This window comes from Pseudonocardia ailaonensis (assembly GCF_039531635.1).
Classification (GTDB): Bacteria; Actinomycetota; Actinomycetes; order Mycobacteriales; family Pseudonocardiaceae; genus Pseudonocardia; species Pseudonocardia ailaonensis.
The window spans coordinates 550,349-568,677 of record NZ_BAAAQK010000003.1 but is presented as its reverse complement, the minus strand read 5'-3'; the positions used below and the strand labels follow the sequence as shown (position 1 = coordinate 568,677).

General features: G+C 73.4%; 17 protein-coding genes. 7 read left to right on the top strand and 10 right to left on the bottom strand.

All coding sequences use genetic code 11. The features are described from left to right. Positions 1–28 precede the first annotated feature (28 nt). The gene (locus ABD324_RS05370; protein WP_344412943.1) at positions 29–814 is read right to left on the bottom strand and encodes a hypothetical protein; all 786 of its coding nucleotides are present in this window, start codon (positions 812–814) and stop codon (positions 29–31) included. A 70-nt stretch (positions 815–884) separates the two neighbouring features. On the opposite strand from ABD324_RS05370, the gene ABD324_RS05365 reads away from it, so the two are divergent. The 6 genes from ABD324_RS05365 to ABD324_RS05340 all read left to right on the top strand — a co-directional run bounded on the left by ABD324_RS05365 (position 885) and on the right by ABD324_RS05340 (position 7,462). After that, positions 885–1,358 (top strand): MarR family winged helix-turn-helix transcriptional regulator, encoded by a 474-nt coding sequence (locus ABD324_RS05365; protein ID WP_344412941.1) that lies wholly within the window; start codon positions 885–887, stop codon positions 1,356–1,358. Then, a complete protein-coding gene (locus ABD324_RS05360) occupies positions 1,355–2,587 on the top strand; it encodes an MFS transporter (RefSeq protein WP_344412939.1) in 1,233 nt (410 codons plus the stop codon). The genes ABD324_RS05365 and ABD324_RS05360 overlap by 4 nt, the downstream gene beginning before the upstream one ends. A 130-nt stretch (positions 2,588–2,717) precedes the next feature. Continuing rightward, positions 2,718–4,700: an alpha-amylase family protein gene (locus ABD324_RS05355; protein ID WP_344412937.1), complete on the top strand. Its 1,983-nt coding sequence runs from the start codon at positions 2,718–2,720 to the stop codon at positions 4,698–4,700. 157 nt (positions 4,701–4,857) lie between these two features. After that, positions 4,858–5,556, top strand: coding sequence for a hypothetical protein (locus ABD324_RS05350; RefSeq protein ID WP_344412935.1), 699 nt, complete (start codon positions 4,858–4,860; stop codon positions 5,554–5,556). Positions 5,557–5,609: 53 nt separating this feature from the next. Beyond that, positions 5,610–6,002, top strand: a complete 393-nt coding sequence (locus tag ABD324_RS05345; RefSeq protein WP_344412933.1) for a hypothetical protein — start codon at positions 5,610–5,612, stop codon at positions 6,000–6,002. 65 nt (positions 6,003–6,067) lie between these two features. Beyond that, complete coding sequence (locus ABD324_RS05340) at positions 6,068–7,462, top strand: alanine--tRNA ligase-related protein (protein ID WP_344412931.1); 1,395 nt, start codon at positions 6,068–6,070, stop codon at positions 7,460–7,462. A 49-nt stretch (positions 7,463–7,511) separates the two neighbouring features. Here the strand turns inward: ABD324_RS05340 and ABD324_RS05335 are convergent, their stop codons facing one another. The 9 genes from ABD324_RS05335 to ABD324_RS05295 form a co-directional block, all read right to left on the bottom strand. Further along, positions 7,512–9,047 carry a bifunctional aspartate transaminase/aspartate 4-decarboxylase gene (locus ABD324_RS05335; RefSeq protein ID WP_344412929.1) on the bottom strand — a complete coding sequence of 512 codons (1,536 nt, stop codon included), beginning with the start codon at positions 9,045–9,047 and terminating at the stop codon, positions 7,512–7,514. Between the two features lie 336 nt (positions 9,048–9,383). Further along, positions 9,384–11,513 (bottom strand): bifunctional lysylphosphatidylglycerol flippase/synthetase MprF, encoded by a 2,130-nt coding sequence (locus ABD324_RS05330; RefSeq protein WP_344412927.1) that lies wholly within the window; start codon positions 11,511–11,513, stop codon positions 9,384–9,386. Between the two features lie 32 nt (positions 11,514–11,545). Further along, complete coding sequence (locus tag ABD324_RS05325; protein WP_344412925.1) at positions 11,546–12,823, bottom strand: alpha/beta hydrolase; 1,278 nt, start codon at positions 12,821–12,823, stop codon at positions 11,546–11,548. An 83-nt stretch (positions 12,824–12,906) separates the two neighbouring features. Beyond that, complete coding sequence (locus ABD324_RS05320) at positions 12,907–13,296, bottom strand: hypothetical protein (protein WP_344412923.1); 390 nt, start codon at positions 13,294–13,296, stop codon at positions 12,907–12,909. Positions 13,297–13,387: 91 nt separating this feature from the next. Then, positions 13,388–13,711 (bottom strand): putative quinol monooxygenase, encoded by a 324-nt coding sequence (locus ABD324_RS05315; protein ID WP_344412921.1) that lies wholly within the window; start codon positions 13,709–13,711, stop codon positions 13,388–13,390. 102 nt (positions 13,712–13,813) lie between these two features. Next, positions 13,814–14,038 carry a hypothetical protein gene (locus tag ABD324_RS05310; RefSeq protein ID WP_344412920.1) on the bottom strand — a complete coding sequence of 75 codons (225 nt, stop codon included), beginning with the start codon at positions 14,036–14,038 and terminating at the stop codon, positions 13,814–13,816. Positions 14,039–14,051: 13 nt separating this feature from the next. Beyond that, the gene (locus ABD324_RS05305) at positions 14,052–15,179 is read right to left on the bottom strand and encodes an inorganic phosphate transporter (protein ID WP_344412918.1); all 1,128 of its coding nucleotides are present in this window, start codon (positions 15,177–15,179) and stop codon (positions 14,052–14,054) included. A gap of 157 nt (positions 15,180–15,336) precedes the next feature. Continuing rightward, entirely contained in the window at positions 15,337–16,545 is a 1,209-nt protein-coding gene (locus tag ABD324_RS05300) for a lipase family protein (protein ID WP_344412917.1), read from the bottom strand. A 253-nt stretch (positions 16,546–16,798) separates the two neighbouring features. Then, positions 16,799–17,815, bottom strand: coding sequence for an LLM class flavin-dependent oxidoreductase (locus ABD324_RS05295; RefSeq protein WP_344412915.1), 1,017 nt, complete (start codon positions 17,813–17,815; stop codon positions 16,799–16,801). Positions 17,816–17,968: 153 nt separating this feature from the next. Between ABD324_RS05295 and ABD324_RS05290 the strand changes: the two genes are divergently transcribed. Beyond that, positions 17,969–18,310 carry a hypothetical protein gene (locus ABD324_RS05290; protein ID WP_344412913.1) on the top strand — a complete coding sequence of 114 codons (342 nt, stop codon included), beginning with the start codon at positions 17,969–17,971 and terminating at the stop codon, positions 18,308–18,310. The last annotated feature ends 19 nt before the right edge of the window (positions 18,311–18,329 follow it).

Here is an 18,329-nt window from a genome sequence, read left to right as displayed (position 1 = left end):
AGTAGGTGTGAACGACGGCGCCGTTCGCTCACCGCGCGGGGGCGCGGACCAGGGAGAGCCGGCCGTCGGATGTCCCGGTCGTCGTCCACTCACCCGTGTCCGCGGTCCAGGTCCGGCCGTCGTAGGTGACCGAGGCCAGGTCGAAGCGCTGTGCGTGGGCCACCAGCCAGGCCGAGTAGGCCCATCCGTGCTGCGCGGGCTGCGGCCCCGAGAGCGTCGCGGTGCCGAGCTCCGCGGCGGCCACGGTGGCGACGTCGTCGGGCGGGGTCCGCGGGGTCAGGTCCTGGCAGCGCAGGGCCGCGGGCTCCTCCCCGGTGAGCGCGACGGCGATCGCCCGCGCCTGCGGCTCCCACTGGGCGTAGGCGTCCGGGGCGGCGGAGCGCTGCACGAGCTGGGCGGCCTCGGTGACCGTGACGTCCTGCCAGTCGGGTAGCTTGCGCAGCGCCCGGTAGAACGCCTGCGAGGCGTGGACCGGGTCGGTGACCTGCGCGTACGTGCCCCAGCCCTGGCTCGGCCGCTGCTGGAACAGGCCGGCGGAGTCGCGGTCGCCGCCCGGGAGGTTCGCCAGCCGGGACTCCTGCAGGGCCGTCGCGATCGCGACCGTCACGGCGTGGTCGGGCATGTTCTCGGCGTCTCCGACGCCGCCGATCGTCGCCGCGTACTCGGCCTGCGCGAGGGTCAGCGAGACGGTCCGCCCGGCCGCGGTGACCACGCACTTCGGCTCGGGCCTGCTGTTCGACCACCACACGACGCCGCCGACGACCAGGACCGCGACGGCGACCAGGGCCAGCAGGGTGACCGCGCCGCGCCTCACGTCGCCAATCGTGCCCGAGGCCCCGCGGCGCCCTGCGAGCGGGGTCTGACAGCGCTGTTATATTAGCGCTGTGACATCGGTCGATCCCACGTACGAGAGCTGGCTGATCCCGCTCAAGAACCTGCTGGAGCACATGGGATCGGCCATCGACGAGCTGTACGCCCGGCGGGGCGTCGAGGGCGTCCGGCCGCGGTACTCGATGGCGCTGATCCGGCTGCACCACCAGGGGTCGCTGTCGGTGAAGGAGCTCGCCGCGCAGGTCCGGGTCACGCATTCGGCGATGAGCCAGACCGTCACGGCCATGCGGCGCGAGGGACTGGTCGACACCTCGCCCGGTGCCGACGCCCGCACCCGTGAGGTCGCGCTGACCGCGAAGGGCCGCGCGCTCGTCCCGTTCCTGGAGGCGGAGTGGCGGGCCACCGAGGCCGCGTTCGACGAGATCGACGCCGCTCTGCCGTACCGGATGACCCAGGTCATCCGGGACATGGAGGCGGCGCTCGCGGCCCGCCCGTTCGTCGACCGGATCGAGGCGCACCTCCGGTGACGGCCGCGCTGGACCTGCGCCCGCTGCGCGAGTCCCCGGCCTTCCGGCGGCTCTGGATCGGCGGCACCGCCTCGGCGACGAGCTCCCAGCTCGCCCAGGTCGCGGTCCTGTTCAGCGTGTGGGAGCTGACCGGCAGCTCGGTGCAGGTCGGGGCGGTGGGGCTCGCCGCCGGCCTGGCGACGGCCGTGTTCGGCCTGGTCGGAGGCACCCTGGCCGATCGGCTGGAGCGACGGCGGCTGGTGCTGTGCAGCGGTGTGGCCGCGGCGGCCGCGGCGGTGGCGCTCGCGGCGGCGGCCGCGTTCGGCGTCCGGTCGGCGCTGCTGGTGATCGTGCTGGTGGGGGTGCAGACGGGCTGCACGTCGCTCGGGCAGGCGGCGCGGCGCACGTTCGTCGGGCGGCTGCTCGGACGGGAACGGCTGGGTGCCGGGCTGGCATTGCAGCAGACCGGTTTCCAGGTCGCGATGTTCGGCGGGCCGGCACTGGGCGGGATCGTGCTCGCGGCCTGGGGCGCGCAGGGGGCGTTCGCCGTCGACGCCGTGGTGACGGTCGCGGCGCTCCACGCCGTGCTGCGGCTGCCCCCGATGCGGCCGCAGGGAGACGGCACGCCGAGGTCGATGCTCGCCGGCCTGCGCTTCCTGGTGGGGGAGCGGGCGCTGCGGGCCGCGCTGGTCGTCGACCTCGCACAGACGGTGCTGTCCATGCCGATCGCACTCTTCCCCGCGGTGAACGACGCCCGTTTCGGCGGTGACCCGCGCACGCTCGGCCTGCTCCTCTCCGCGGTCGCGGTCGGGGGCATCGCGGCCGGACTGGTGTCGGGACCGGTCGGCCGGACCCGTCGCCCGGGGCTCGTCAGCCTGGTCGCGGCGGGGGTGTGGGGGCTGGCGCTGGCCGGGTTCGGGCTGGTCGGCGGCCTGCTCCCGACCCTGGCGAGCCTGGCGGTGGCGGGCGCCGCGGACGTCTTCTCGGTGATCGCCCGGGGCACCCTGATCCAGCTGGCGACGCCCGATGCGTACCTGGGCCGGGTCACCGCGGTGGAGTACGTGGTCGGGGCCGGGGCGCCGGGGATCGGGAACGCCCGCGCGGGCCTGGTCGCGGGGTTCGCGGGCCCGGAGCTGGCCGCGGTCACGGGGGGACTGGCGTGTGCGCTGGTCGTCGCGCTGTGCGGGATCCCCCGCCCCCTCCGCAGCTGGACGGTGCCCACAGGTCCTGATGATCACGTCACCCGGTGATCACCAGGACACAGCCGCACTTTCCGGGCCCCGGATTCGCGGTCACGTCCTGGTGATCATGCGATCTTGTGCCGGGTGATCATCCGGCCCTGCGGCGCGCCGGGGGCGGCGCAGCGGGCAGGATGGGCGGATGGACGACCGCGACGAGGCGGACCTCGACGCCCGCCGCCGGCTCCCCGACGCCCAGCGGCGCCGCGCGGCCGCCGCCTGCCTGCGCGCGCTCCTGCCCGCGGTCCGGATCGAGGCCGAGCGGACGCTGGGGCGGGCCGAGTCCGTCGCGTTCGTGGCGCGGCTCGAGCTGTGGTTCGCCGATCTCCATCTCCCGCTCGACGCCCTGTTCGGCGACCGCCACGACACCGCGGGGCTCGCCGCCCGGATCGTCCGCCAGGCCCTGGCCGCGGCCGCCGCCCGGCCCGCAGCGCTGCGGGAGCTGGACCGCCGCCGCGAGGTGGATCCGCGCTGGTACCAGCATCCGCGGATGGTCGGGTACGTCGCGTACGTCGACCGCTTCGCCGGCACGATCCGTGGCCTGCACACCCGCCTGGACCATCTCGCCGAGCTCGGCGTGACCTACCTGCACCTCATGCCGCTGCTGCGCCCGCGCGAGGGGGAGAACGACGGCGGCTACGCGGTCGCGGACTACACGAGCGTCGACCCCCGGCTCGGCACGATGGCGGATCTCGAGGAGCTCGCCGCCGCCCTGCGCGAGCGCGGGATGAGCCTCTGCGTGGACCTCGTGGTCAACCACACCGCCCGCGAGCACGCCTGGGCGAAGGACTGGCTCGCCGGCCGCAACTCCTTCTACCGGTCCTTCCCGGACCGCACGGTGCCGGACGCCTACGAGGCCACCCTCCCGGACGTGTTCCCGGACCGCGCGCCCGGCTCGTTCAGCCTTGTCGACGAGGCGGGCGGCTGGGTGTGGACCACCTTCTGGGACTACCAGTGGGACCTCGACCACACGAACCCCGAGGTCTTCGCCGCGATGCTCGGCACCGTGCTGCAGCTCGCGGACCGCGGCGTGGAGATCGTGCGGATGGACGCGGCGCCCTTCCTGGGCAAGCGCCTCGGCACGAACTGCCAGAACCAGCCCGAGGTGCACGACATCCTGCAGGCGATGCGGGCGGCCGTCGCGCTCGCGGCGCCCGCGACGGTGTTCAAGGCGGAGGCGATCGTCGCGCCCGAGGATCTCGTGCCCTACCTCGGCGGGCATCCGCGCGAGCGCCCGGAGTGCGAGCTGGCCTACCACAACCAGCTGATGGTGCTGCTCTGGTCGTGCCTGGCCACGAAGGACGCCCGGCTGGCCGTGCAGGCGTTGCGCCGCATGACATCCGCGCCCGAGAGCTCGGCGTGGGCCACCTACGTCCGGTGCCACGACGACATCGGCTGGGCGGTGTCCGACGTGGACGCGGCCGCGGTCGGCTGGGATGGCCCGGCCCACCGCCGCTTCCTCAACGACTTCTACTCCGGCCGGTTCCCGGGCTCCTTCGCCCGCGGTGCCCTGTTCCAGGAGAACCCCGAGACGGGCGACGCCCGGATCTCCGGCACGGCGGCGGCGCTCTGCGGGCTCGACGAGGCCCGGGAGCGGAGCGATGCCGGGGCCGTCGACCTCGCGCTCCGCCGCCTCGTCCTGCTGCACGCCGTGACCTACGGCTTCGGCGGGATCCCGCTGCTGTACATGGGGGACGAGCTCGGGCTGGCCAACGACGAGTCCTACCGGGACGATCCCGCGAAGGCGGACGACAACCGCTGGCTGCACCGACCGCGGATGGACGAGGCGGCGTTCGGACGGCGCCACGATCCGGCGGCGGTGGAGGGGCGGATCTTCGGGTGGCTGCGCTGCCTCGCCGCCACTCGCGCGGAGCTGCTGGCGCTGACCGCCGGCCGCACCTCGGACGTCCTGGGGCTCGACGATCCTCACGTCCTCGCCTGGCGCCGCCGCCACCCCCGCAGCGGGGTGTTCCTGGGGCTGGCGAACATGGCCGAGCACCCCGCGAGCGTCGACGCCGGGCTGGTGGCGGGGCTGGAGCAGGTGCTGGGCAGCGATCCCCTCGAGCTCCGCGACGGCCGGGTGACCCTCCCCCCACTGTCGTGGATGTGGTTCTCCGAGCCGTGATCGGCGGTCGTGTCCGGAAGGCGACGGACCCGGCGGCGGCGCGGACACAGGCGATGATCACCGTGTCGGACCCGACGGCGCCGTATGCGGCCGCGATGGGTCCCGACCGGTGATCACCGCGGGTACGGTCCTTCCATCGCGGGCGCCAGGAGGGCCGATGACCACACACCAGCCGGTTCCGGCGGAGCCCACCCCGGCGGCGCCCGGGGCGCTGCCTCCCACCCCCGCGCGCCCCGCCCTGCCCACCGCCCCGCCCCGCCTGCGCGGCCCCGTGCCCCGCGAGGACGGGGCCGCCTCCGTGCGGCTGCTGGCGATCGCGTTCGGCGTCACGGTCGTCGTCACCCGGCTCTACCTGGCGCTCACCGGCTACCCGCAGATCGGCGGCGGCGAGTACCACCTGGCCCACGCCCTGTGGGGCGGGCTGCTCCTACTGGTGGGCGGGGTCGTGGCGCTGCTGTGGAGCAACCGCTGGGTGCAGCCGACCGTGGCGGTGTGTGCCGGCGTCGGGTCCGGGTTGTTCGTCGACGAGGTCGGCAAGTTCATCACCCGGCAGAACGACTACTTCACCCCGCTCGCCGCGCCGATCATCTACGCCTGCTTCCTGGCGGTGCTCGGCGTCGCGCTGCTCGCCCGCCGCGCCCCGCTGGACCGGCCCCGCTCGCTCGCGTACTCGATCGTCGTGCGGCTCAAGGACCTGGCCGACGGGCCGCTGCGCCCCGTGGACCGGGCCGCGCTGCTCACCGATCTCACCGCGCTGCAGGCCGAGCCCACCCGTCCCGACCTGGCCCGGTTCGCCGCCGAGGTGCGCCCGCTGGTGGAGGCCGCCCGGTCGGCGACCCGCGGCGGCGCCCCCTGACCCGGGCGGTCGAGGGTGTCGAGCGGTTCGTCCCGCGGTTCGCGCACCGGATCGTGCTGATCCTCGGCTGCGCCCTGCTGGGGCTGGTCTCGCTGCTCGGGCTGGTGATCTTCCTGGCGCTGCTCTCCTCCGATCCCGACGTCCAGGTGGCGCTGAACGACGCGACCTACACGCCGGCGAACCATCCCGGGATCCTGCTGGTCACGTCGGTCGGCGAGGCCGTGGTCGGGGTGCTGCTCCTGGTGGCGGCCGGTGCGCTGCTGTTCGGCCGGGACCGGGTGGGGACGGCGGCGGCGCGGGTGGGTCTGCTCGTCGCGCTGGCCGGCGTCAACGTGACGCTGGGTTATCTCGACGCGGAGATCGTGGTGGTTGCGGTCGTGGTGGAGCTGGCGCTGTTCCTGCTCGTCGGCCGGTACCGAGAACGATTCCTGCGCACCGCCGCGTGACGGTTTCCGCGATCGTGACCGGTCGGGCCTTCTGCAATTCCGGCGTTGCTGGCAATCTCGCCCGTGTGGACGCACAGGAGATCCGCACGGCCTATCTCGACCTGCTCGCCGGCGACCGGCACGCCGTGGTGCCGCGCGCACCGATCGTGCTGCGGGACGACCCGACGACGCTGTTCACCGGTTCCGGCATGCAACCGCTGCTGCCCTACCTGCTGGGGGCCGACCACCCGCTCGGCAGCCGGCTCGTCGACGTCCAGCCGTGCCTGCGGGCGCAGGACATGGACGAGGTCGGCGACAACCGGCACACCACGTTCTTCGAGATGCTCGGGAACTGGAGCCTCGGCGACTACGAGAAGGCCGAGCAGATCCCGCGGCTCTTCCATTTCCTGGTCGACGTCGTGGGGCTCGACCCGAACCGCATCTACGTCTCCTGTTTCATCGGCGATCCGCAGCACGGCATCCCACGGGACGAGGAGAGCGCCGCGATCTGGGAGCGGCTGTTCACCGAGCGCGGGGTGAGCGCCGACCGCATCGACCTCGACACCGAGGAGTACGGCAACGACCACGGCAACCAGGGCGCCCGCATCGCCTTCTACGGGCACAAGAACTGGTGGAGCCGCTTCGGGGGGCCGGACGACATGCCGGCGGGCGATCCGGGCGGCCCGGACTCCGAGGTCTTCTACTACTTCCCGCAGGTCGAGCACGACACCCGCTACGGGCGCTACCCCCACCAGAACTCGGACGGCGGGCAGTACCTGGAGATCGGCAACTCGGTCTTCATGACCTTCCGCAAGGAGCCCGACGGCGGTTTCGCCGAGCTCCCGCGGCACAACGTCGACTTCGGCGGCGGCCTCGAGCGGATCGCCGCGGCCTCGGTGGACGATCCGGACGTCTACCGGATCAGCCTGCTGTGGCCGATCGTCGAGAAGCTGCAGGAGGTCTCGGGGAAGTCCTACGACGACTTCACCGAGTCCATGCGCGTGGTCACCGACCACATCCGAGGCGCCGCCTTCCTCGCCGCGGACGGCGTGAAGCCCGGCAACTCCAAGCAGGGCTACGTGATGCGCCGGCTGGTCCGCCGGGCCCTGCGCTTCGGCCTCGACCTGGAGCTGACGGCCGGGGTGGCGGCCGATCTCGTGCCGATCGTCGGGAAGCTGTACGCGGACGTGTATCCCGAGGTCGCGGAGCAGGAGGCGGCGATCGTCGCAGTGCTGCAGAAGGAGGAGAAGCAGTTCGCCCGGACCCTGCGCAAGGGCCTGTCGATGCTGCGCCGCCTCCACCGCCAGGGCGAGACGGTCACGGGCACGCACCTCTTCGAGCTGCACGACACCTTCGGCATGCCGATCGAGCTCTCCATCGAGGAGGCGACCCGCAAGGACTACCCCCTGGCAGAGGACTGGCGCGAGACGTTCGACCAGCTCATGGACGAGCAGCAGCAACGCTCCAGAGCCGCCGTCTGATTCGCCATTATGGAGCCACAACTGTCGTTTTCGGGCCCTGAGACGACAGTTATGGCTCCATAATGCGGCGGGACAGCTGGTCGACGACCTGTGCGATCGCCTCGCCCACCTCGCGGAGCTGCTCGGTGGGGAGGGCGGCGACGCACACGCGGACGTCCCAGGTGGGGGCGCCGAAGCCCGCGCCCGGCAGGACCACCACCCCGTGGTCCCTCGCGAGGAGGACGGGGACCTCGGCCGGGTCGACGGCGTGGAGGCGCTTGGCGCCGTCCTCGCCGTGCCGCACCCTCGCGACCGCTTCCAGGTCGACGAGGGCGTAGTAGAGCGAGTCCTGGCCGCCGGGCAGGGCGAGGTCGAGGGGTTCCAGGAGCGCCTCGGCGCGGGCACGGAGCTCGGTGCGCAGGGCCGCGGTGTGCTCTTCCGAGCCCGGGAGCAGGTGGGACAGGGCGAAGAGGGCCATCTGCACCTGGTCCGGCGTGGCCAGCCCGGCGATGTTGTGGAGGGCGACCTCGCGGCTGTCCGCCACCATGCGGGACACGAACGGCAGGGAGCCCGGGTCGGGCGTGACCGACGCGTACCGGGCGGCGACCTCGGGACGGCCGGCGAGGATCTCGTCGAGCACGGTGTCCGCGGCGACCGCGACGAAGCCGAGCCGGTTCCCGGTGGCGCCCAGGTTCTTCGAGAAGGAGTGCAGGCAGATCACGTTGCGCGGCAGCTCGGAGAGCAGCCCGCGGAAGCCGTCGACGAAGGTCGCGTACACGGTGTCCGCCACGACGATCAGTTCCGGCCGGTGCTGCGCGACCAGCTCCGCGAGTTCGCTCATCCGCTCCGGGCGCATCGCGCGGGTGTCCGGGTTCCCCGGGTTGATCACGACGAACGCCTTGATCGCCGGATCGCGCAGGACCTGGAGCGCGCCCTCCTCGAAGCGGTAGGCCTTGTTGGGCGCCGCCTGGATCTCGACGATCTCGAAGCCGAAGTCTGCCAGGGCCGGGATCTGCAGGTACGGGGTGAACACCGGCGCCGCGATTGCGATCTTGTCGCCGGCCGCGAGCAGGCCGTTCTCCTTGAGCGAGCGGAAGGTGTACGCCATCGCGGCCGCGCCGCCCTCGGTGCCGAACACGTGGAAACGTCCGGGCGCACCGGGCTCGACCCCGACCGCGTGCACCAGGTAGCGCTCGAGGATCGCCTCGCAGTGCCGCAGCATCCGGGTCGGCGTGGGGTAACCGTCGCCGAGCGTGCCGCGGACCAGCTCGGACACCAGCGTGTCCGGGTCCGCGCCCAGCTCCGCCACGCACCAGTCCAGCGCGGCGGCGAGGAACCGGTCGCCCGCCGAGTCGCCGAGCCGCGCACGGATACGGTCGGCCAGCCCGGCGGCCGGGGGAGTGCGGCCCCAGTACGCGTCACCGGCCGCGGCCGGGCCCGCCGCGGCGGCCTCCTCGACGGCGAGCGAGCCGAGGCGGAAGAAGGCCGCTCGGGGGTCGATGGCGATCCAGTCCGGCTGGCCGCGCCCGGCGTCGAGGACCCGCCTGCCCGAGTGTGCCGCGGCGTCCGTCAGCGCGGGCTGGGAGGGAAGGGCGGGTGCGCTCATGGGTGACCTTCCGGGCTGGCGGGGTGACCGGACGGGCGCGGTGGACCCGCGACCGGGATGTGTAACTCGGGCGACCGCAAGTGCCGACTCGCGGGGCGACAGCGCCTCGGGTGAGCGCGGCCGACGGGAACGATGCGCGGCGACACAGGCCCCCCGGAAACGCGGCCGGGGCCGATCGCGGTGTGCGATCGGCCCCGGCCGGACGTTGGTGGAGGACACAGGAATTGAACCTGACAGGGCGCCCCAAGTGCGCATCCCCCGTGCAGGAGGAAACCTATCGCACACCTCTCGGACACGGCAAGGACTCATGGTCGACATCGTCAGAAAAGACGATCTCTACGCTCCGCCGCCCCCGGAGAAGCCCGCGGCGATGAGCTGCCGCGGCGTCGCGTCGGGCAGATATGCCCTGGTCAGGGCGATGCCGATGCGGGGGAGATCCGCCTCGTCACGGAACGCGAGGTGCACCGGTTCGTACCGCGGCGAGAACTTCGCCTTGAAGGCGTGCAGTGAGCGGAAGCCGTAGAAGGGCTCGAGTGCGCCGCCCAGCTTGTCGAGCAGCCGGTCGGTGCGGTCGAGCTCCACGCCCTCCTCGCCGCGGGCCAGCGGCGCACCCGAGAGCGAGATGAAGGCGTAGCCCTCCGCGCCGAACGCGAGGCAGGCCGAGGCGATCATGAACTCCATGACGGAGCGGAACCCGTCCGTCCGCCGGCGCATCACATCCAGGGTCCACCCGCGCACCGCACCGTCGGGGCCGTAGACCGGCAGCCACGACGTCACGCCGTGCAGGCTGCCGCCCGCGTCGATCGCCAGGCCCACCTTGACGGCCGGGTCCAGGGCCTCCTCCACCCCGCCGAGGGTGAAGCCCATCTCGGGCAGACCCTTGTCCCCGACCCACTGCTCGGAGATGGCCCTGACCTGCGCGAGGATCGCGAACGACGCCTCGGCGAGGGTGACCACGCGGAACTCGATGCCCTCGCGCTTGGCCTTGTTCAGCGCGGTGCGGATGTCCTGCCACTTCTTGCCCTTGAACGAGATCCCGGGCAGGTCGAGGATCGTGTCCTCGGCGATCTGGACGGTCCGCCAGCCCGCGGCGCGCGCCGCCTCGGCCGCCGCGTCCGTCACCGAGAACAGGCACGGGGTGAGCCCGCCGCGCTCCGCCTCCTCCGTGAACTCCCGGACCGCGTCGGCGATCGTGTCCGCCGGCACCACCGGATCGGCCAGCGCGAGCGCGATGCCGGCGTGTCGCTGGTACCCGACGTACCCCCGGCCGTCCTTGGTGAAGTAGTAGCGCATCTCCGGCCACAGGGTCATCCAGGACATGGTCGAGCCGCCGACCGCGGTGAGCAGCCCGCGGGCGCGCTCCTCGGCCTCCTGGCCCGTCTGCCCGCCCACGACGCGGCGCCGGATCCGGCCGCGGAACGCCCGCCGGGTGAACAGCAGCAGGAGCAGCAGCCCGAGCCAGAGCAGCCCCGACCCGATGGTGACGCTCGGGGCCGAGATCTCGATGTCGAGGTCGGGCCGCGCCCGCTGGAACCCCAGCCCGACGACGGCGATGACGAGCGTGAGCGCGTTGATCACGCCGAGCACCACGGCGACCCACCAGGCCCACCGCTTGCCCAGCCGCAGCGCGTTGGCGATCACGGCGATGATCAGCAGGTCGACCAGGACGTCGACCAGGGTGCCGTCGCCGGCGGTCGGGCCGAACGGGCCGCTGCCGGGGAAGAGCAGCACCACGAGCTCGGTGAGCCCGATGGCGACCAGTCCGGCGAACGCGAGCAGGCGGGTCTCGCGGCGGCTGCGCGGGCCGAACCCCGGCTCCACGGCGAACCACCGCTGGCCCACCCAGAACCCGGCGGCGACGGCGATCGCGTGCGCGACGTCCGACAGCGTGCCCTCGAACAGCAGCGCGACGGCCGCGTAGAAGATCAGGACGGCCCGCACGCGCAGCCGCCACGGGGAGCGCAGCGCCGCCGTCGTCACGGCGAGGACGCACAGGGTCCCGGTGGTGAAGCCGACGTCCCGGACCGTGGCGAGGTGCTCGGCCCACGGCCACGGGGTGGCCGACAGGGCCCAGACCAGCAACGACGCCAGCAGCACCCCGCCGATCTGCCCCGCGATCGCGGCGACGGCGACCACCCGCGTGCCCATCCGGATCTCGCAGGCGCCCACGATCAGCGCGAACATGATCAGCCCGGTGGCGTACTGGCCGGGGGTGAGCGAGAAGAACCAGCCGGTGAGGACGGTCCAGATCTTGCCCTCGCGCAGCGCGGGGACGCCGTAGGCGATCTGCGGGAACCAGTCGCGGCGCCACACGGGCTCCCAGATGGCCCGGGTGAACATCCCGACCAGCAGCGTCGCCACCAGCACGGACAGGGTGAACGGGATCCGTCTCCAGGCGTGCGGCAGCGTGGAGGCGAGCCGGGAGGCGACGACCTCGAAGGGCAGGCCGCGGTCCGCCGTGGGCATGCCCGCCACATCCGTGCCCCGCCCCGCCCGGGTCATCTGCGCAGGCCGAGGCGCTGGTCGAGCCACTGGAGCGCCACCGGCAGCGACGCCTGCGGCTCCCCCCACGAGTGCCCCAGCCCCGGCACCACCTGTGTCTTCACGGTCATCCCGGCCTTCTGCGCCGCGGTCGACACCTCCGTCGTCCACTGACCCACCTCCACCTCGTCGCCCCCGTCGGAGAAGTAGCCCCACACGTTCGGGTAGCGCTTCTGGGCCAGCAGGGTCAGCGGGACGAGCGCGTCGAACGCCGCGGTGTCGCCGTGGAACGCCTGCTGGATGGTCTCTGTGCGGTCGGCGCTGATCGCGGGCTCGCGCTCGCCGGCCATGTCGATGAAGTTCGGGTAGAGGTCCGGGTGCCTCGTGGCCATCTGCAGCGCGCAGGTGCCCCCGTAGGACCAGCCGCCGAAGGCCCAGTGCGCGTGGTTCGAGTCGATGCCCAGGTTCGCGGTGATCCAGTTCGGGACGTCGACGGACAGGTACGTGTCCGCCTTCGCGATGTCCGAGTCCATGCACATCGTGTTGCCGCCGTCCGAACCGTCGGGGTCGACCACGACGGTCACCGGCGCGAGCCCTTGGTACCTGGCCGCGACGCCGTCCATCACCTTCTGGAGCTGTCCCGCGGACACCCAGTCCGCCGGTCCGCCCGGCTGGCCGGCGACGAGGACCAGCACCGGGAGCTGCGGCGGGGTGGGGCCGGTGTAGGCGGGTGGGAGGTAGATGTAGGCGTCCCGCCCGGTGAAGCCGGAGACCGTGCCGGGGATGGGGGCGGTGTCGATGCGGCTCGGGCCGGTGGGACCGTTCTCCCAGCGGACGTCCACCGCCGTCTTCTGGAAGACGGACGGGTGGCCGCTGCCGCCCGGCAGCTGGCCGGCCGCGGGGTTGCCGCCCAGCGACGCGATCGTCGGGTACTGCTGGAAGTAGACGTTGATCTGCGAGGCGCAGGCCGCGATCAGCAGCACCCCCGACACGAGCGCGACGACCTTGCGCCCGGCCCCGGTGCGCACCAGGCCGCCGACCAGCAGCACCACGGCGCCCACGGCCAGTGCCATCCAGACGAGCACCTGCTCCGGAAGCGGGTCGGGCAGCAGATCGAGCACGTGCACGACCAGCGGGTTGAGCAGCAGGAACGTCAGCGCGGCGAGCAGCACGGCGACGACCGCGGTGACCAGCGCGCCACGTCCCCAGCGGGCCAGCAGCAGGAACAGGCCCACACCGCCGAGGACCAGCAGCGTGACCGGCACCCAGCCGTCCAGCAGAGAGACGCTACCCACCGAACCCCCGTCCGATTCGTACCGTTCCCGGTGCGGGGCGGCGGGCCGGAGGTTACCGAGGAATGATCACGGAAGGGTAGAGATCAGCTCCTGCCGACGGCGATCAGCGCGGCCACGTTGAGGGCCGCCCAGCCGAGCGACACCGCGAGGATCTTCTTCCGCGCCTCCGGGGAGAGGTCCGCGGTGCCGAACGCGACGGCGTCGCCGAGGTCCGAGGCGGCCCGGGTGGCCAGGGCGAGCTGCAGGGACCTGCGGCCGGGGGCGAGGGCGATCGCGAGCCCGGAGGCGGCGTCGCGGGCCCCGACGGCGCGGGTCAGGACGGCGGTCGACGGCGTCTCGCCCACCTCGGTGGGCCCCGTCAGCACCGAGGGCCGGACGAGGGTGGTCACCGCGTAGGCGGTGGTCGCGAGCCCGAGCAGGCGGGCGAGCGGAGAGGTCGTGAGCGGGGAACGGGGCAGCGGGGAACGGGGCACGACGGGCTCCTGTCGATCGGTTCCCGTAGCGGTACCCGCACCGGGGGCGCGCGGAACGTGGGGCCCCGGTGCCGCGGGGCCCCACGCCGGCCTACTGCGGGGTTACCTCGGCCATGTCGTTGAACGCATCGCCCTCGAGATCGTGGTAGCTGATCTGCGGGCGGGCGCTCACGACCGTGCCCATCCAGGGGAAGAAGTCCTGGACGTACTGGTGGGCGACGTGGGCGGCCCCGGCGTCTCCGTCCACGAAGGTCTCGACGATGACGAACTCGTCGCGGTCCTGGCTGTTCTCGTAGTAGTCGAACGAGAGGTTGCCGGGTTCCGAGCGCACGTTGTCCGTGTACTCCTTGATCCCGGCGAGCCAGTCCTCGCGCTTCTCCGGCTTGATGCGGGCCTTGAGCACGATGAGGATCACGGGCGCCTCCACGTCGGGGTCGGGCCGGGCCGGGCGGCCCGGGACGGTGGCAGCAGCCTTCCACCTCCCCGGCCACCCGGCCGTCTCAATCGGGGACGGTCCTCACGCGACGATCAGGTAGAGCCCGTAGGCGACGATCGCGACGGCGGCGAGCAGGCAGACCGCGGCGACCGCGGTGCCGGCCCCCGGGCCCAGGGTCGCGCCCTCCGCGGGGGCGGTCCGGGCCGAGAGCCCGACCAGCGCGAAGGACACCAGCGCCACCAGGACGATGCCGACGGCGAGGGACACGATCACGACGATCCCGAGGGATCCCCAGGCGATTCCCATGGCGGTTCTCCCCTCAGGCCGCGACGGGCGCGGGCTCGGCGGACGGGACGTCGTTGACGGTGTCGGCGGTGACGGGCCGGCGGCGGGAGGCCGCGTAGATGCCGGCGGCGACGGCCACGCCGACGACCGCGACGACCACGGTCCCGACGGTGCCGGTGGACGCGGCCCACGCGGCGACCGCGCCGACGACCGCGGCGGCGGGCAGCGTCACGATCCAGGCGATGGCCATCTGGCCGGCGACGCCCCACTGCACGGACGCCAGCCGCTTGCCCGCGCCCGCACCGAAGATCGCGCCGGTGGCCACCTGGGTGGTGGACAGCGAGAAGCCGAGGTGCGAGCTCGCGAGGATGACGGCCGTGGACGCGGTCTCGGCGGCGAAGCCCTGCGGGGTCTGGATGTCGCTGACCCGCTTGCCGAGGGTCTGGATGATCCGCCAGCCGCCGATGTAGGTGCCGAGGGCGATGGCGAGGCCGGCCGAGAGGATGACCCAGAACGGCGGGCCGGCGTCGGGCGACAGCACACCCGCCGTGATCAGGGTCAGGGTGATGACGCCCATCGTCTTCTGGGCGTCGTTGGTGCCGTGGGCGAGCGCGACCATCGAGGCGGAGACGATCTGGCCGATCTTGAAGCCGCGGCTGACCGTGCCCTGGTCGGACTTCGCGGTGGCGCGGTAGGCGACGTAGGTGGCGATCAGGGCGACCACCCCGGCGAGCACCGGGGAGATCACGGCGGGGAGCACGACCTTGGTCAGCAGCACGCCGAAGTGCACGGCGCCGGTGCCCGCGGCCACCATCGTGGCCCCGATCAGGCCGCCGAACAGGGCGTGCGACGAGCTGGACGGCAGCCCGAGCAGCCAGGTCAGCAGGTTCCACATGATCGCGCCGACCAGGCCGGCGAAGATCACGATGGGGGAGATCTTCGCCTCGTCGACCAGGCCCGAGGAGATCGTCTTGGCGACCTCGACGGACAGGAAGGCGCCGACGAGGTTGAGGACGCCGGCGATGAGGACGGCGACGCGGGGCTTGAGGGCCCCGGTGGCGATGGAGGTGGCCATCGCGTTGGCGGTGTCGTGGAAGCCGTTGGTGAAGTCGAACAGGAGCGCGGTCACGATGACCACGACCACGATCAGCGAGATCGTCATGGGGCAGTCGTCTCCGGTGGGGGGTCCGCGCGACCCGTCCGGGACGCGCGCGCACGCGGGGATGACGGTCCGTCCGCCGGGCGACGGCGGGCCCTCCCTCAGGTAGCAGGAGGTGAACTCTCGGCCACAACGACCTCGCAACCGGACAACGAGCCCGCTATCCGGCGGGACAGGTGGACCCGCCCGGTGCGGCGAGCCAGGGGAGGAGCTTCGACAGGGCGTCGTCGGCGACGAAGCCGTGGTCCACCCCGGGGATCACCAGCGAGGTGACGGCGGTGCCGAGGCTGCACTCGCGCTGGACGAAGGCCGCGGTCGTCTCGGGGCGGACGAGGGTGTCGGCACCGCCCTGCGCCACGAACAGCGGCACCGGCATCCGTACCGAGCCGGGGGTGTTCTCGCGCAGGATCGTGGCCCACGGCTCGGTCGTCGCCGGGTCGCTCTTCACGTAGTGGCCGATCAGCGGGTCCGCGATCGCGTGCAGCTGGTCGTTCTGCCCGATCAGGCAGAGCTGCGCCATGCCCGGTGTCGCGGCCGCGCCCGCCGGCGTCAGGATCGAGTCGAGCGCGACGCCCGGGCGGGACGCGTAGGCCGAGGCGTAGGCGTTGAAGGCGTACGACCCGATGGTCACGCCGGAGACGTCGCCGATGTCCGCGTCGAGCAGCGCGCCGAGCTCGGCGGCGGGCGCGGCGACCGCGACGCCTTTGAGTGCCAGCTCCGGGGCGTAGCTCGCGGCACGCTCGCCCGCGAACAGCGCGGCGTGCCCGCCCTGCGAGTGGCCCCACAGCAGCAGGCCGTTCGACGCGCCCGCCTCGGGCAGTCCGCGGGCGGCGCGGGCGGCGTCGAGCACGCTGTTGCCGCTGGTCGTGCCGATCAGGTAGGTCTGCGGGCCGGGGGCGCCCATGTTCGAGTAGTCCGTCGCGGCCACGACGTACCCGGCGCCGATCAGGTCCGTCAGCCCCTCGACCAGGTCGAACGGGTCCGCCCCGACGGAGGGGGCACAGCGCGGCGCGACCCCGGTCGTCGGGTGCCCCCAGGAGACGATCGTGCGGCCGCCGGGCGGGGCCGGTGCGGTGGGGGCGATGACGGTCCCGGAGACGGCGATGTCCGCGCCCGCGTCGTCGCGCGAGTGGTAGAGGACGCGCCAGGCCGCGGCGCCGTTCGGCGCACCGAGCAGGCGCTCGGAGCGGATCAGGGTGCCGGGCGCGCCGGGCGGGAGCGGGTTCGGCACCTCGTAGAACGGCCCGGCGGTCCACTCCCCGGCGAGCCCCTCGCCCACGCGTCGCTCGACCGTGCTGCATCCGGCGAGCACGAGCAGCGCGGTCAGCACTGTCGCCAGCAGCGGGACCTGGGCCCGCACCGTCCTCATCGGAGCAGTCTGCCGTGCCCCGGCCGCGGGCGGAACCTCGTGATCATCGCGGACGTGATCATTCCGGGCGTGACGTCGGGGCTGGACCGTCCGCGCCGGTGTGCCGGTCGTCGTGACCATGACGGACGTGATCGTTCCGAGAACGACCCGGGCGTGGTCGCGGCAACCGCCCGGGCGCGCTCGGGACGATCACTCGTCCTCCAGAGGGAGGACGCACGCGGGGGGATTGCGGTGGCTCGATGTGGCGCGGGTCTCAGTCCCCGGTGCGCGGCTTCCAGCCCAGCGCGGGGCCCAGGTGGGTCGCCATGTCCGTGAGGATCTGCTCGTAGTCCTCGGGGGCGAAACGGAAGGGCAGCGCGAAGACGACCTCACCGACCAGCCGGAACCCGGCGTGCGCGTAGAGCTGCTCCGCGATCTCGGCGGAGGTGCCCACGATGTCGCGGGCGAACATCATCCCCGCCGGGCCCTGGGGCTCTCGCGTCCGCGGGAGCCGGGCCGCGGCGTACTCCTCGTACTTCCTCCGCTGCGCCGGGGTCGCCGAGTCCGTCGGGACCACGACGAGACCCTGCGACACGCGACCGGTCGAGTGCGCCGCGCGGAAGGCCTCGATGTGCAGGGCCTGGATCTCCGCGAAGTCCGTGCGGCCCTCCGAACGCACCACACTGCTCGTCAGCAGGTTGGTGCCGAGCTCGCCCGCCCGTGCCGCCGAGCCGATGCTCGCGGTGCCGTACCAGGTGCGGCCGCGCAGGCCGGGGGAGTGCGGCTGCACCCGGTCGGAGAACTCCTCGATCCCGCGAACGCCCGCGAACTCCGACGCCCTCGCTCCGCCGATCAGGTCCAGCAGCCGGGTGAGCCGGCCCGTCCCGAAGTCCTCCGCGTCGGCGGTGTCCGGGTAGAGCGAACCCTTGACGTCGTCGTAGGACATCGGGGGCCCGACGCTGATCCCGGGGTTGAGCCGGCCGCCGGACAGCACGTCGACGGTCGCGAGGTCCTCGGCCAGCCGCAGCGGGTTCTCCCAGCCCAGCGGCGTCACGGCCGTGCCCAGCTCGATCCGGCTGGTGCGCTGGGTGGCCGCCGCGAGCACCGCGACGGGGGAGGAGATGCCGAACTGGAGGTGCCGGTGCCGCAGCCAGGCGCTGTCGAACCCGAGCTCCTCGCCCCGCTCGATCATCCGCAGCGTGGTCTCGTGCCCCGCGGCCGGATCGGCCTCGTCGAACGAGCCGATGGTGAGGAAGCCGAGGCGCTCGAGCGGCTCGTCGGGAAGGGGCATGACCGGGCCAACCCGGGCGCGGGCCGGACTGTTCCCGTCCGATCGGAGGACACCCGGCTCCTCCGGAGCGGGGCCCGACGGCGGGAGGGCGCGGGGTGTCCGGTGGCGGGAGGGTCGGGACGACGGGGAGAGACCCCGCACGAGGAGGTTCCGATGACGACGCCCGTGATCCCGACGGCCCTGATCCCGATGCCCCTGACCCCGACCGGTCCGGCTCCCGCCGGCTCGACTCGCCCCGCTGCGGCGGATGTCCCCGATGCCGCGACGTCTGCGCGGCCTGCTGTTCGGCGGTACCCGGTGGGGGCGCGGTTCCCCCGCGGTCCCCTGGCGGTGGAGGTCCCCGGCGAGGTGGTGCTGCCGACCGTCCCCGCCCAACCCGTCGGTGCGCGGTTCCCCCGTCGCGGCGGCGCCGAGCTCGCCGAGCGGGTGGCGTTCACGGCGCCCGCTCCGTCGGGGCGGCCCCGAGGGGCCCGCTTCCCGCGGCGGGCCGGGTGAACGGACGGGCCGGGGCGTT

Coding starts and splice junctions, on each gene's coding strand:
- ABD324_RS05355 (WP_344412937.1), top strand. CDS start 2,718: ATGGACGACCGCGACGAGGCGGACCTCGACGCCCGCCGCCGGCTCCCC.
- ABD324_RS05350 (WP_344412935.1), top strand. CDS start 4,858: ATGACCACACACCAGCCGGTTCCGGCGGAGCCCACCCCGGCGGCGCCC.
- ABD324_RS05335 (WP_344412929.1), bottom strand. CDS start 9,047: ATGAGCGCACCCGCCCTTCCCTCCCAGCCCGCGCTGACGGACGCCGCG.
- ABD324_RS05330 (WP_344412927.1), bottom strand. CDS start 11,513: ATGCCCACGGCGGACCGCGGCCTGCCCTTCGAGGTCGTCGCCTCCCGG.
- ABD324_RS05310 (WP_344412920.1), bottom strand. CDS start 14,038: ATGGGAATCGCCTGGGGATCCCTCGGGATCGTCGTGATCGTGTCCCTC.
- ABD324_RS05305 (WP_344412918.1), bottom strand. CDS start 15,179: ATGACGATCTCGCTGATCGTGGTCGTGGTCATCGTGACCGCGCTCCTG.
- ABD324_RS05300 (WP_344412917.1), bottom strand. CDS start 16,545: ATGAGGACGGTGCGGGCCCAGGTCCCGCTGCTGGCGACAGTGCTGACC.
- ABD324_RS05295 (WP_344412915.1), bottom strand. CDS start 17,815: ATGCCCCTTCCCGACGAGCCGCTCGAGCGCCTCGGCTTCCTCACCATC.
- ABD324_RS05290 (WP_344412913.1), top strand. CDS start 17,969: ATGACGACGCCCGTGATCCCGACGGCCCTGATCCCGATGCCCCTGACC.